The organism is Gracilibacillus marinus (assembly GCF_042651725.1).
Classification (GTDB): domain Bacteria; phylum Bacillota; class Bacilli; order Bacillales; family Amphibacillaceae; genus Gracilibacillus; species Gracilibacillus marinus.
Map to the genome: position 1 here is coordinate 90,828 of NZ_JBHSDV010000003.1, position 13,892 is coordinate 104,719.

A 13,892-nucleotide genomic window follows, 5' to 3' on the forward strand; every position below is an offset into this window, starting at 1 on the left:
TTACGATTACAGTAGAGGGATGGGCGTTTTTTGTGTTTTTTGTCACTTATAATAACTGAGATGAGCTTCAAGATACACTTGGTAAATGTTTATTCATGCAAATAAAAAGGAGAGAAAAAAATGAGTCAAATCCAATTAACTTTTCCAGATGGTTCAGTAAAACAATTTGATCAAGGTGTAAATGGAGAACAAATTGCACAATCTATTTCACCAGGATTAAAAAAACAAGCAGTAGCTATAAAATTAGATGGTGTATTTTTTGATTTGCGTACGCCATTAGAGCATGATGGTGCAATTGAAATTATTACATTAAAAAATGATGAAGGTATTGAGATTTTACGTCATTCTACTGCTCACTTAATGGCACAAGCAATTAAACGACTGTATAAAGATGTAAAGTTGGGTGTTGGGCCGACGATTGAAGGTGGTTTCTATTATGATATCGATATGGAAGAAAGTATCACACCAGAAGACTTACCTAAGATTGAGAAAGAAATGAAACGTATTGTTGATGAGAATTTAGAGATTGTTCGTAAAGAAGTTTCTCGTGACGAAGCAAAAGCAATGTTTGAAGAAATTGATGATGAGTTGAAATTAGAATTGCTTGATGCAATACCAGAAGACGAGAAGGTAACCATTTATGAGCAAGGTGAATTTTTTGATTTATGTCGCGGTATACATGTTCCACAAACAAGCAAAATTAAAATTTTCAAATTGCTAAGTATTTCAGGTGCATATTGGAGAGGCGATAGCAATAACAAGATGTTACAACGTATTTATGGTACTGCTTTCGAAAAGCAAGGTCAGCTTGATGAATATCTTCGTTTACGTGAAGAAGCAAAAGAGCGAGATCACCGTAAATTAGGAAAAGAATTAGGGATATTTACAGTTTCTCAAAAAGTTGGTCAAGGATTACCACTATGGCTTCCAAAAGGGGCAACAATTAGACGTACAATTGAACGATATATTGTTGATTTGGAAGAACGTCTAGGATACAACCATGTGTATACACCTGTATTAGGTAGTGTTGAGTTATATAAAACAAGTGGACACTGGGATCATTACCAAGAAGATATGTTTCCAATTATGGAGATGGATAATGAAGACTTAGTATTACGACCAATGAATTGCCCGCACCATATGATGGTATACAAAAACCAATTACACAGTTACCGTAATCTACCTGTCCGTATTGCGGAGCTTGGTACAATGCACCGCCACGAAATGTCAGGTGCTTTAGCAGGATTACAACGTGTACGTGGAATGACTTTAAATGATGCACATATTTTCGCTAGACCTGATCAATTAAAAGATGAGTTTAGCCGTGTAGTGAAACTTGTGCAAAATGTGTATAAAGATTTTGGAATTGAAGATTATTATTTCCGTTTATCATATCGTGATCCAGAAGATACAGAGAAGTATATTGATAATGATGAGATGTGGGAAAAAGCACAAGGCATGTTAAAAGAAACAATGGAAGACTTAAAACTTGAGTATGTGGAAGCAGAAGGAGAAGCGGCATTCTATGGTCCTAAGCTTGATGTACAAGTAAAAACAGCCTTAGGTAAAGATGAAACTTTATCAACTGTTCAACTAGACTTCTTGTTACCTGAACGCTTTGATTTAACTTATATCGGTGAAGATGGGAAAGAACACCGACCTGTAGTTATTCACCGTGGTGTTGTATCTACGATGGAGAGATTTGTTGCATTTTTATTAGAAGAATATAAGGGTGCCTTCCCAACATGGTTAGCTCCAATTCAAGCGCGTATCATTCCTGTATCTAATGAAGTGCATTTAGACTATGCGAAAAAAGTAGAAGAAGAGTTACGATTCCATGGTATTCGTGTAGAGTTGGATGAACGTGATGAGAAAATTGGTTACAAAATAAGAGAAGCACAGACAGAAAAAATCCCATTTGCTTTAGTAGTTGGAGATAAAGAAGTAGAGCAAAATGCAGTAAACGTAAGACGTTATGGAGAAAAGGATTCAGAGACAGTTGAATGTGATGCATTCCTTTCACTCATAACAGATGAAATCAAAAATAGAACATTACGTGACAAATAAAGATATATCAACAACCCATTTTTACTTGATGAATAGAATAGTAGAAATGGGTTTTTACAAATGCATTTTTGATTGAAAGCGGTTATAATGACAATAGGGAGGGATTTTAATGAAATATCGTTATTTAGGAAATAGTGGATTACAAGTGAGTGAAATAGCGTTAGGAAGCTGGTTAACATATGGTAAAGCTGTTGCAGATAATACAGCTGAAAATTGTATACATAAAGCATACGAGCTAGGAATTAATTTCTTTGATACGGCTAATGCCTATGAAACGGGTCAAGCAGAAATCGTATTAGGAAAAACATTACAAAACTATGATAGAAGTAGCTATGTTGTTGCAACAAAAGTGTTTTTTCCTATGGGAGACAAACCAAATCAAAGTGGGTTATCGCGAAAACATATTATGGAACAATGTGATGCCAGCTTAAAAAGATTAGGTCTTGACTATATTGATCTATATCAATGTCACCGTTTTGATGCGAACGTACCTGTCGAAGAAACGATGCTCGCATTAGATGATTTAGTAAAGCAAGGAAAGATATTATATGCAGGTGTAAGTGAATGGTCTGCAGCCCAATTAGAGAAAGCAGCTGCAGTTCAAAAGGAATGGAAGTTACATCCGCTTATATCCAATCAACCGATTTACAATATGATTGAACGATATATTGAAACAGAAGTCATTCCTGTCTCCGCTCGAAATGGAATAAGTCAGATTGTATTTTCACCATTAGCTCAAGGGGTACTAACAGGAAAGTATAAACCAAATGAAAGTATACCTAAGGATAGTCGAGCAGCTAATAATGAAACAAACATGGTAATTAATAGTTATTTTGATGAACGCGTTTTACATGTCATTTCGAAATTGAATCAATTGGCAAGTGACCATGATATGAAATTATCTCAATTAGCTTTAGCTTGGATTCTAAGACAAGAAAATGTCGCATCAGCGATTATTGGTGCAAGTAAACCAAGTCAAATAGAAGAGAATGTGAAAGCAGTTGATTTCAAGTTATCAGAAGCATTGATTCAAGAAATCGAACATACTTTGGAACCAATCAAAGATTTTCATCCAGCAAGATAGTGGAGTAAGATGAGCTTCAGATAACTCTTATTGGTTATCTGAAGCTCTTTGTATATGCTTTGCAACCGCTACGCCTTGTCTGTTTCCCTTTCCGCGGGTTATATGCACACAAATCATTTTGTTGTGTGTATAATTTTCTCAATATGAAACAATAGTTGTGTCCTAGCCATAGTCAAAAATTCTAAATGCAAGTTGACATTGTTACATGCCTATGTTAAGATATTAGGAGTGAATTAAATATGATCTCAAAAGACAAGTAGAAGCACCCGCTTCTCACCTGATTGACACATGATGTAGTTGACAGGTATAGTTATCCGACTTAATTGTAATGAAATGGATGATGTGTGGGTGCAGTATGTGTACCGACACTTTTTTAATGGAAAAAATTAAACTTGTCTATTCAAAATGGATCATGTTTCATTACGCTTTTATAAAAATTCGGAGGTGGCTGATTATTAGCAAAGATATGAATGTCAATGAGAATATTCGAGCACGTGAGGTTCGTCTCATTGATTCAAATGGGGATCAATTAGGAGTTAAATCTCGTCAAGAAGCTTTAGAAATTGCCCAAACACGTAATCTTGATCTTGTATTAGTTGCACCAAATGCGAAACCACCAGTATGTCGTATCATGGACTATGGTAAGTTCCGTTTTGAGCAACAAAAGAAAGATAAAGAAGCACGTAAGAAGCAAAAAATTATTAACGTAAAAGAAGTACGTTTAAGCCCTGGAATTGAAGAACATGATTTCAATACAAAGCTTCGTAACGCACGTAAGTTCTTGGAAAAAGGCGATAAAGTTAAAGTCTCTATTCGTTTCCGTGGACGTGCGATTACCCATAAAGAGTTAGGTCAAAAAGTGTTAGAGAGAATGGCTGAGGAATGTAAAGATCTTTCCACTGTTGAACAAAAAGCAAAAATGGAAGGTCGTAGTATGTTCTTAATGCTTGCTCCTATCACGGATAAGAAATAATACGAACTATACACAGCTTTACAAGGAGGAACTATTATGCCAAAGATGAAGTCACATAGAGGTACTGCAAAACGTTTCAAAAAAACAGGTTCTGGGAAGGTAAAACGTTCCCATGCATATACAAGTCACTTGTTTGCAAACAAATCTCAAAAACAAAAACGTAAATTGCGTAAATCAGCAGTAGTATCTGCAGGCGATTACAGCCGTATCAAACAAATGTTGCCTAAATAAGCAATCATACAACTACAAATATAAACTTAGATTCGTTGATATATACTAGGAGGGAATTATTATGCCACGTGTTAAAGGTGGAACAGTTACACGTAAACGTCGTAAACGTATATTAAAGTTAGCTAAAGGTTACTATGGTGCAAAACACTCACTATTTAAAGTAGCGAAACAACAAGTTATTAAATCAGGTCAATATGCTTATCGTGACCGTCGTCAGAAAAAACGTGATTTCCGTAAATTATGGATCGCACGTATTAACGCTGCAGCACGTGTAAATGGTCTTTCTTATAGCCGTTTCATGCATGGCTTAAAATTAGCTGGTATCGAAGTTAACCGTAAAATGTTAGCAGAGTTAGCTATAAGTGACGAAAAAGCATTTGCACAATTAGCAGAACAAGCAAAATCTGCTTTAAAATAATTATTAATCAAAGGATTGTTTCATTAATAGATGAGACAATCCTTTTTTACTAGTTAGGATGTATATTTATGTGGATTTATTTACTTTGTATGAATGTGATTGGATTTTTTGTGATGAGTGTCGACAAAAGAAAGGCAAGAAAACAACAATGGCGTATTCCTGAACAGAGAATTTGGCTTGTGGCTGTTATAGGTGGTGCATTAGGGTGTACTCTAGGCATGTATATGTTTAGACATAAAACGAAACATACTATTTTTGTGTTTGGGTTACCTTTCTTAAGTATTGTACATTGTAGTCTTCTTATCTATTATTACATCATATTGTCATAACAGCTCGTACACTGTCATATACTCCTAATGCAGAGGAGTGATTAACTATGATGGGGAATGTAGAGTGGCTACAAGAATTCCGATTAATCGATAATTATATGTTCATTGCACCAATAGGATTTATTATTATTCATTTAATAAGGCCTTTTTTCTTTTTCCCTGTGCTCTTATTGTGTGTAACAGGAGGTATCCTATTTGGAACAGTAGCAGGCACAGTTTATTCTGTGATTGGTTTAACATTATCAAGTATTATTTTCTATGGTATCATGCAAATTGTACCAAAACTAACGTCAAAATGTAAAAAAGTAGAAGAGAAAATGTTCGGTAAACATAAAGAACTGACACTCACACAAATATGTTTGCTTCGGCTATTGCCATTTATGCATTTTCACTTGTTATCTTATTGTTTATATGAGATGTCGAAGGAGAGTTTTTCTTCCTATTTGAGGACAACGTTTATTACAGTAACACCTTTGTCATTTTTTTATACTGCATTTGGCCAATCGATTAAAGATGTGTCAATTTATATCATGATACCAGTTTGTTTAGTGATGTTACTCCTGATTTATATAACTAGAAAAAAGCAGATTATTATTAAATGGAGTATATTTTTTTCTTCATAACAAAAGCACCTTCCTAAGATGGAACGGTGCTTTTGTATTTCTAAATGGTTAACAAATACTCCTATTAATGAATTCGTAATTTATCAACGGGATGTTTCCATTCGATCGTGGCATGTGGATAACGAATAAGAATTTCTTCTTCTAAGAAATATAAATCCTTTCGTTCAAATCCTTTTAATCGCTCTGGTTGATGTGTATGCATAATAATAGTGATGACTTCAAAAGAGTCTTCTGTTGTACCTAGATATTTTTCTCCTTCAAATAAAAATCCTTTGTACGTAATGAAAAAATTCTTTTTAATGTTATCGTTATAATCCAAGAAATAAAACTCTTTTTTGTCTTGAGCCACTTCAAGTTTGCGCTTTGGGTTCACTAAATATTTAAATGCAGTATAAATAAGTATCACAATCGCAATAAGAACAAGTAATCTGAATAGAATAATAATCATAGTAAGTTCACTCCTTCAACAACATATGCCAAGTCTATTATATACATCGTATACGAATGAGCAAGTGCAAAGGTTTCAAAAAAATAAAAAAAACATGCTATAATAATGAAAGAAGGACTGGAAAGAGGTGGACTATGAACTGGAATACATTATTTACTATGCAGTATGAGCTTGATCAATACATTTTAAAACAACATGACGTAAAGAATGAAGAGATTTTTGACAAAAAACTATTGGCATTATTAGTAGAAGTTGGAGAACTTGCAAATGAAACGCGTTGTTTTAAATATTGGAGTTTGAAGCCACCAAGTGAGAAATCTGTCATTGCAGAAGAATATGTAGATGGCATACACTTTATCTTATCACTTGGGCTCGCGCTAGGTATTGATACATATCAGCCAAAAGAAATAGAAAAGAAAGAAGAAGAGTTAACAACATCCTTTTTACATATTTATGAAGCCATTCAGATATTGAGTAATAAACGTACATCAAGTGTGTTTTATAATTTATTTGATACATATCTACAATTAGGACTTCAATTAGGTTTTACTTCAAATGATATAAAAAATGCCTATATGGAGAAGAATAAGATTAATTTTGAACGACAAAACTCAGGTTATTAAAGATGGAGGTATTCAAATGAACGAGATGTTAACAATGTTAAAGGAATTAACAGATGCAAGGGGAATTCCTGGAGACGAGAAGGAACCACGTGATGTGATGAAAAAGTGGATTTCTCCATATGCCGATCGAGTGTATACAGATCATCTAGGTAGTTTAATTGCTGAAAAAATCGGCCAAGAAAATGGACCAAAGATTATGATTGCAGGACATTTAGATGAAGTAGGATTTATGGTGACACGAATTGACGATAATGGCTTTGTATATTTTCAAACAGTTGGTGGTTGGTGGAGTCAAGTAATGCTTGCGCAACGTGTGACGATTATGACTAAGAATGGGGATGTGACAGGTATTATCGGCTCCAAACCACCACATATCCTTTCACCAGAGGCACGAAAGAAGCCTGTAGAGATTAAAGATATGTTTATTGATATTGGTGCAACAAGTAAAGAAGAAGCAATGGAATTTGGTGTATTACCTGGTGATTCCATCGTACCATATTTCGAATTTACGCAAATGAAGAATGAAAAATTATTACTTGCTAAAGCATGGGATAATCGTATTGGCTGTGCAATAGCAATTGAAGTATTGAAACGTCTTAAAGATGAACAACATCCTAATATCGTGTATGGTGTTGCAACAATACAAGAAGAAGTAGGCTTACGCGGTGCGAAAACAGCGACACATACCATTAAGCCAGATATCGGTTTTGCTGTAGATGTTGGTATTGCTGGGGATACACCTGGTATATCAGCAAAAGAAGCAGATAGCAAAATTGGTGAAGGACCTCAAATTATTTTATACGATGCCTCAATGGTGTCACATAAAGGACTAAGAGATTTTGTAGTAAAAACAGCAGATCAACATCAAATTCCTTATCAGTACGCCACAATGGCTGGTGGAGGAACGGATTCTGGCTCTATTCACGTTACAGCAAATGGTGTGCCTGCATTGTCTATTACTGTAGCAACTCGTTATATTCATACACATGCAGCAATCTTGCATCAAGATGATTTCGAAAATGCTGTTCGATTGTTAGTTGAAGTAATCAAAAATTTAGATTCAGATACAGTCAAAAATATTACGTTTGATTAAGAATACCACATGTTACACACAAGGAAAGAAAAGCCGAACTACTTCAATGAGAGAGTTCGGCTTTTGCTATATTTAATTTTAAGCGAAATAATTTCCTAATACTTTTTTTACATAATTTTGTGTTTCATTAAATGGAGGAACCCCGTTGTGTTTATCCACATTACCAGGACCTGCGTTATATGCTGCTAATGCTAATTGTTTGTTTCCATTATATTTAGTTAACATTTGGCTTAAGTATTTTGTACCAGCAAATATATTCTGACGTGCGTCAAATGCATCTGTTACACCAAGACTTTGAGCAGTTGTAGGCATTAGTTGCATGAATCCTTGTGCACCTGCTTGACTCACTGCATTTTGATTATACCCTGATTCAGCCTGAATTACGGAATGTATTAATTTTGTATCGACATTGTATGTAGATCCGGCTTCCTCAATCAAGCTATCTATAGAAGAGTTACTTACATACGCATCACCACTAGCTACCGGAAGTGTGACATTCGATGTAGATTGAAGTAATTCTCGAATAGAAGGGGCCTGTTGAGTATTACCGTTCTGTGCTAATTCTGTTTGAGAGATAAGTGATTGTAATAATGTATCAAAATCATTTGTCATTACCTGATTAGTTGACGATGAATTTGTAAGATTTGCCATCATTTGTGCCTGCATGGCATATTGGATATAAGATATATTCACTAGATTGTCCTCCTAGTAGTACCTATTCAATACTATATCTTTACTATACATCCATTTGACTATTTTTACAATGCGAAATAGTCATAAAAACATATAAAAAATAAGTCGTTTACAGCATAATTTGATAATGAAAAACACATCCGTAAATGTGATGAGCGGATGTGTATAGTATAGGTGAAATTTCTTATGGAAGATACTTATAACAAGAAAAAATGGTTTAATTAAATTCACATTATTCGCTTTATCAACGAATGAAAGCCGATGATTCCGTAGCGAAGAAAAAATCGGCTTTTTTCATATTCAGATTTGCTTAGCATAAGTTTTGAACATTGTTAATAGAATCCCAGGATGAACATATTATCAGGCTATTACTGTACCGCTTTTTCTAGTGCTTGCAAAACTTCCTCTTTATCTTCTGTGGATGCAGTTTCCCAATATAATTCAAATAATACACCTAATCCAGGTAACATTTTTTCTTCTCCACTTTTAATCGCATCTACGATGGTTGCTTCTAAATCATCTGCTGTATTTCCGTGAATATTTGACTTAATTGCTTTTCGTAAATTTAAATCCATTTTTAAACACCTCACTAGTATTTTGTCGTTTTAGTTTGACCAACCTATAAGAAAATATGTATGATTAATTTATCAAATAATACAAGGATGAATAGCATGATTACTTCAGTAAAAAATGAAAAAGTAAAAGAATGGACAAAATTAAAACAAAAGAAAGGAAGAGACCAACTAGGACTGTTTCTAGTGGAAGGCTTTCACTTGATTGAGGAAGCACATAAGAGTGATTGTAATATTGTAGAAATTATACATACACCTAAAGCTACTATTGATTATTTGGCACAGTACAAATGTGTCGAAGTAACTGAGAATGTGTTACAAAAGATAACTGATACAAAATCCCCTCAAGGTGTTGTAGCGGTAGTTGAGAAGAAATTGAAGCAAGGTTCTCCTAACAATCGAGTATTGCTTTTAGATAATGTACAAGATCCAGGGAATGTTGGTACAATGATTCGCACAGCAGATGCGGCGGGGTTTGATACAGTTGTTTTAGGAAAAGGATCTGTAGATGTGTTTAATGATAAAGTCATCAGAGCAACGCAAGGTTCTATTTTTCATTTATCCATATACCAAGCAGATTTGTTAGAAGAAATTGCAAAACTTAAAGAGAACGGAGTCACTGTTTGGGCAACAGGACTAGAAAATGCAACAAATATGTATGAAATGCCTATTACGGAAAAAATGGCGATAATCGTAGGAAATGAGGGTGCAGGTGTGCATCCATCATTAATGAAAGAAGCAGATGAAATTGTTACGATTCCTATATATGGTCAAGCAGAATCATTAAATGTGAGTATAGCTGCAGCAGTATTAATGTATCATGTAGTAAAATTGTAAACATTTTTAGATTGGACTTGCAACAACGCTTTTGATTCATTATACTATATGAAGTAAAACTAATATAAAAGCTTTGAAGGAGCTAGTAATAAGATTCACATCATTTTTAAAGGGATGAAGCACCATAGACTGGAAGTGTTTCAAATGATGCTTATTGCATTTCACTCTGGAGCTGACACTTAGACCTCGATTAGAGTAAAGGTGTGCCGGATAAAACATCCGTTATCAATGACACGAGTGGATATAGATTCATATATCAACAAGGGTGGTACCGCGAAACGTCAAGTCTCGTCCCTTATTAGGGATGGGGCTTTTTTTGTTGTACTTTAATGTAAATCGATTGTCACAGAAAATGATAATGGGATAAATGAATAAGGAGGTTAATGGAATGAAAGAACAATTACAAGTTCTAGAACAAGAAGCATTGACAAAAGTAGAAATAGCACAGTCTCTACAAGAGTTACAAGATGTACGTGTAGCTTATTTAGGTAAAAAAGGTCCGATTACAGAAGTGTTAAGGGGAATGGGGAAATTGTCTCCTGAAGAACGTCCGATAATTGGTGAGTTAGCGAACAAAGTACGTGGGAATATTTCAGAAGCGATTGATTCAAAGAAAGCTACAATTGAGGCTGCACAATTAGAAAAACAATTAGAAAATGAACAAATTGATGTGACATTGCCTGGGCGTCCAGTAAATGTTGGTGGGCCTCATTTATTAACAAAAATTGTTGAAGAAATTGAAGATTTGTTTATCGGTTTAGGATTTGAAGTTCGAGAAGGTCCAGAAGTAGAAACAGACTATTACAATTTCGAAGCATTGAATTTACCAAAAGGACATCCGGCAAGAGATATGCAAGATTCTTTCTATATTACAGAAGATTTACTGTTACGTACACACACATCACCAGTACAAGCACGTACAATGAACGGAATGGAAAAAAAGCAACCAGTTAAAATGATTTGCCCTGGTAAAGTATTTAGACGTGATACAGATGATGCGACACATTCCCATCAATTCACACAAATTGAAGGATTATATGTAGACAAAAATGTTCGAATGAGTGATTTGAAGGGTGTACTTGATCGTTTTGCTAAGCACATGTTTGGTGAAGACAGAGAAATACGATTACGCCCAAGTTTCTTCCCTTTTACAGAGCCATCAGTAGAAATGGATATCTCATGTAAAGTTTGTAATGGAGAGGGTTGTAATGTATGTAAACGCACTGGCTGGATTGAAATTCTTGGTGCTGGTATGGTACATCCACGTGTATTAGAAATGGCTGGTTTTGATCCAAAAGTATACAGTGGCTTTGCATTCGGTATGGGGCCAGAGCGTATTGCAATGTTGAAATATGGTGTGGATGATATTCGCCATTTCTATACAAATGATGTTCGATTCTTAAAACAATATCATCAAGCATAAGGAGGAATAAACGATGTTAGTTTCTTTAAATTGGTTAAAAAATTACGTAGATATAGATACATTAACGCCAGAAGAATTAGCTGAACGAATTACTAAATCTGGTATTGAAGTAGAAGGAATAGAACAATTTGCCGCACAAGCTACGAACGTAGTAGTAGGATATGTGGAAAGTTGCGAGAAACACCCAAATGCGGACAAGTTAAATCTATGTCAAGTAAATGTAGGGCAAGAAACACTTCAAATTATATGTGGTGCACCAAACATTGCAAAAGGTCAAAAAGTAGCAGTGGCGAAACCGGGTGCAGTTCTTCCAGGTAATTTTAAAATTAAAAAAGCTAAGTTGCGTGGCGTAGAATCGAATGGGATGATTTGCTCCTTACAAGAATTAGGTGTCGCTGAAAAATATATTGAAAAGGAATATGCTTCAGGTATCTTTGTTTTTCCAGCAGATGTAGAAATTGGAGCAGATGTTACTTCATTATTAAACTTAGATGATTTAATCATGGAATTAGGGTTAACTCCGAATCGTTCAGATGCGCTTAGTATGTTAGGTGTAGCATATGAAGTTGCAGCAATACTAGATGTTCCAATTCGTTTGCCTCAAACATCTGTTAGAACAGCAAATGAGGTAGCAGAAGACATCCTATCAGTAAAAGTGGAAACACCAGACGTGAATCCTTATTATGGCGCATTTATAGCAAAAGATGTCCAAATTGGGTCATCTCCATTATGGATGAGAAACTATTTAATGGCAGCTGGTATTCGACCAATTAATAATGTAGTCGATATAACCAATTATGTTTTATTAGAATATGGTCAACCATTACATGCATTTGATTTGGATAAGTTCGGATCTAATGAAGTTATTGTAAGAATGGCAAAAGACGGGGAAGTATTAACAACTTTAGATGATCAAGAAAGAAAGTTATCGAAAGACAATCTTGTCATTACGAATGGCAGTATTCCTGTTGCTTTAGCTGGAGTAATGGGTGGAGCAGATTCAGAAGTATCTTCCGAGACAACGAATGTATTAATCGAAGCTGCTTATTTTGATGGCCAAGTTGTTCGTAAAACATCGAAACAATTTGATTTAAGAAGTGAAGCTAGTACGCGTTTTGAAAAAGGTGTAGATCCGAATCGTGTCAGAGAAGCGGGAGTACGTGCATGTCAGTTATTAGAACAATATGCGAACGCAACAATTTTATCTGGTGCAGTAGAATTTGATCAATTAGATAAATCAGAAAAACATGTAACAATTTGGACATCTGAAATCAATAATAGATTAGGTACATCAATTTCAAATGAGGAAATTGCAGATATTTTACGCAAATTAAATTTTAACTATGAACAAGATGGGGAAACTTTTACTGTTCATGCACCAACACGCAGACAAGATATCGTTATATTTGAAGATATGGTAGAGGAAGTTGCTCGAATTTATGGCTATGATAATTTACCTTTTACATTACCAAAAGGCGGTAGCCAAGCAGGTGGTTTAACGAAAAAACAAGCATTAAAGCGCCATGTGAAACATTTATTAGAAGGAATAGGGTTAGCGGAAACAGTCACTTATTCTTTGACTAGTAAAGAACGAGCAACACAATTCATTAGTCCTGAAGTCAAAGAAGAGTTCGTTTCAACAGTATCATTAGCAATGCCAATGAGTGAAGAACACAGTACTTTACGTGTAAGTATTCTTCCTGAGATGTTACATGCTGTCGGCTATAACTTAGCACGTAAACAAACAGATGTTGCTTATTATGAACTTGGTAGTATTTTTATCTCAAAAGAAGAAAAAGTGACGAAACAGCCAATTGAGACAACACGTTTAGCTGGTGCGATTACAGGACAATGGCTTTCACATGCATGGCAACAAGAGAAGAAAGCTGTAGATTTCTTTGTTGTAAAAGGTATTGTAGAAGCTTTATTCACATCATTGAAATTAGATGTCACATATAAGCAAGCAAAAATAGATGGCATGCATCCTGGACGTACGGCTCAATTATTCATTGGTGAGCGTCCTATTGGATTTGTCGGGCAAGTTCATCCTGGTGTTCAAAAGTCATATGGATTAAAAGAAACATATGTTTTCGATATCGACTTCGCATATCTATTAGATATTCACGAAAATGAACCTAGTTTCTCTGTCATACCTAGATATCCAAGTACTACTAGAGATATTGCTTTAGTGCTAGATCAAGATGTGAAAGCAGGAGAAGTTCAAGCAGTGATAAAAGACGCAGGTGGAGAATTAGTAAAGGATATTCAAGTATTTGACGTGTATCAAGGAGAACATTTAGAAGAAGGTAAGAAATCCATTGCCTTTAGCTTGTTCTACCAAGACCCTGAAAGAACATTAACAGATGAAGAAGTAGAAGCATCTTATCATGCCATTTTAGAAGCAGTGAAAGAACAATTTGATGCACAATTAAGAGGTTAAAGAAAAAAACGAACGGGCTGTCTTAGCACCGTTCGTTT

15 protein-coding genes and 3 other annotated features (1 of these 18 only partly in view) are annotated in these 13,892 nt (G+C 35.0%); of the genes, 12 read left to right on the plus strand and 3 right to left on the minus strand.

Annotated features, from left to right (window positions below; all coding sequences use genetic code 11):
* Window positions 1-3: a binding site (T-box leader), on the plus strand; it begins 227 nt to the left of the window's first position.
* 117 nt (window positions 4-120) lie between these two features.
* The 7 genes from thrS (at window position 121) to ACFOZ1_RS10665 (ending at window position 5,725) form a co-directional block, all read left to right on the plus strand.
* Window positions 121-2,067, plus strand: a complete 1,947-nt coding sequence (thrS, locus tag ACFOZ1_RS10635; RefSeq protein WP_390199150.1) for a threonine--tRNA ligase — start codon at window positions 121-123, stop codon at window positions 2,065-2,067.
* 109 nt (window positions 2,068-2,176) lie between these two features.
* The gene (locus ACFOZ1_RS10640) at window positions 2,177-3,151 is read left to right on the plus strand and encodes an aldo/keto reductase family protein (protein WP_390199152.1); all 975 of its coding nucleotides are present in this window, start codon (window positions 2,177-2,179) and stop codon (window positions 3,149-3,151) included.
* Window positions 3,152-3,399: 248 nt separating this feature from the next.
* Window positions 3,400-3,532 (plus strand) — a sequence feature (ribosomal protein L20 leader region).
* Window positions 3,533-3,617: 85 nt separating this feature from the next.
* Window positions 3,618-4,124, plus strand: coding sequence for a translation initiation factor IF-3 (gene infC, locus ACFOZ1_RS10645; RefSeq protein WP_390199739.1), 507 nt, complete (start codon window positions 3,618-3,620; stop codon window positions 4,122-4,124).
* 36 nt (window positions 4,125-4,160) lie between these two features.
* Window positions 4,161-4,355, plus strand: a complete 195-nt coding sequence (gene rpmI / locus ACFOZ1_RS10650) for a 50S ribosomal protein L35 (protein WP_390199154.1) — start codon at window positions 4,161-4,163, stop codon at window positions 4,353-4,355.
* A 61-nt stretch (window positions 4,356-4,416) separates the two neighbouring features.
* On the plus strand, window positions 4,417-4,773 hold the full coding sequence (gene rplT, locus ACFOZ1_RS10655; RefSeq protein WP_390199156.1) for a 50S ribosomal protein L20: 357 nt from the start codon (window positions 4,417-4,419) through the stop codon (window positions 4,771-4,773).
* 68 nt (window positions 4,774-4,841) lie between these two features.
* Window positions 4,842-5,102 (plus strand): DUF1294 domain-containing protein, encoded by a 261-nt coding sequence (locus ACFOZ1_RS10660; protein WP_390199158.1) that lies wholly within the window; start codon window positions 4,842-4,844, stop codon window positions 5,100-5,102.
* A 47-nt stretch (window positions 5,103-5,149) separates the two neighbouring features.
* The gene (locus ACFOZ1_RS10665; protein WP_390199159.1) at window positions 5,150-5,725 is read left to right on the plus strand and encodes a TVP38/TMEM64 family protein; all 576 of its coding nucleotides are present in this window, start codon (window positions 5,150-5,152) and stop codon (window positions 5,723-5,725) included.
* A gap of 64 nt (window positions 5,726-5,789) precedes the next feature.
* Here ACFOZ1_RS10665 and ACFOZ1_RS10670 read toward each other — a convergent pair whose 3' ends face one another.
* A complete protein-coding gene (locus tag ACFOZ1_RS10670; protein WP_390199160.1) occupies window positions 5,790-6,173 on the minus strand; it encodes a sigma-w pathway protein ysdB in 384 nt (127 codons plus the stop codon).
* A gap of 134 nt (window positions 6,174-6,307) precedes the next feature.
* Here ACFOZ1_RS10670 and ACFOZ1_RS10675 point away from each other — a divergent pair, with 134 nt between their 5' ends.
* Both ACFOZ1_RS10675 and ACFOZ1_RS10680 read left to right on the plus strand, forming a co-directional pair.
* Window positions 6,308-6,796: a dUTP diphosphatase gene (locus tag ACFOZ1_RS10675; protein ID WP_390199162.1), complete on the plus strand. Its 489-nt coding sequence runs from the start codon at window positions 6,308-6,310 to the stop codon at window positions 6,794-6,796.
* A 16-nt stretch (window positions 6,797-6,812) separates the two neighbouring features.
* Complete coding sequence (locus tag ACFOZ1_RS10680; RefSeq protein WP_390199163.1) at window positions 6,813-7,889, plus strand: M42 family metallopeptidase; 1,077 nt, start codon at window positions 6,813-6,815, stop codon at window positions 7,887-7,889.
* A gap of 78 nt (window positions 7,890-7,967) precedes the next feature.
* On the opposite strand, the gene ACFOZ1_RS10685 is transcribed toward ACFOZ1_RS10680, so the two are convergent.
* Entirely contained in the window at window positions 7,968-8,582 is a 615-nt protein-coding gene (locus ACFOZ1_RS10685; protein WP_390199166.1) for a lytic transglycosylase domain-containing protein, read from the minus strand.
* 368 nt (window positions 8,583-8,950) lie between these two features.
* Complete coding sequence (gene sspI, locus ACFOZ1_RS10690) at window positions 8,951-9,157, minus strand: small acid-soluble spore protein SspI (protein ID WP_390199168.1); 207 nt, start codon at window positions 9,155-9,157, stop codon at window positions 8,951-8,953.
* Window positions 9,158-9,253: 96 nt separating this feature from the next.
* Between sspI and ACFOZ1_RS10695 the strand changes: the two genes are divergently transcribed.
* The 3 genes from ACFOZ1_RS10695 to pheT all read left to right on the plus strand — a co-directional run bounded on the left by ACFOZ1_RS10695 (window position 9,254) and on the right by pheT (window position 13,854).
* A complete protein-coding gene (locus tag ACFOZ1_RS10695) occupies window positions 9,254-9,991 on the plus strand; it encodes a TrmH family RNA methyltransferase (RefSeq protein ID WP_390199170.1) in 738 nt (245 codons plus the stop codon).
* Between the two features lie 64 nt (window positions 9,992-10,055).
* Window positions 10,056-10,290, plus strand: a binding site (T-box leader).
* Between the two features lie 89 nt (window positions 10,291-10,379).
* A complete protein-coding gene (pheS, locus tag ACFOZ1_RS10700; RefSeq protein ID WP_390199171.1) occupies window positions 10,380-11,414 on the plus strand; it encodes a phenylalanine--tRNA ligase subunit alpha in 1,035 nt (344 codons plus the stop codon).
* Between the two features lie 13 nt (window positions 11,415-11,427).
* On the plus strand, window positions 11,428-13,854 hold the full coding sequence (pheT, locus tag ACFOZ1_RS10705) for a phenylalanine--tRNA ligase subunit beta (RefSeq protein WP_390199172.1): 2,427 nt from the start codon (window positions 11,428-11,430) through the stop codon (window positions 13,852-13,854).
* The last annotated feature ends 38 nt before the right edge of the window (window positions 13,855-13,892 follow it).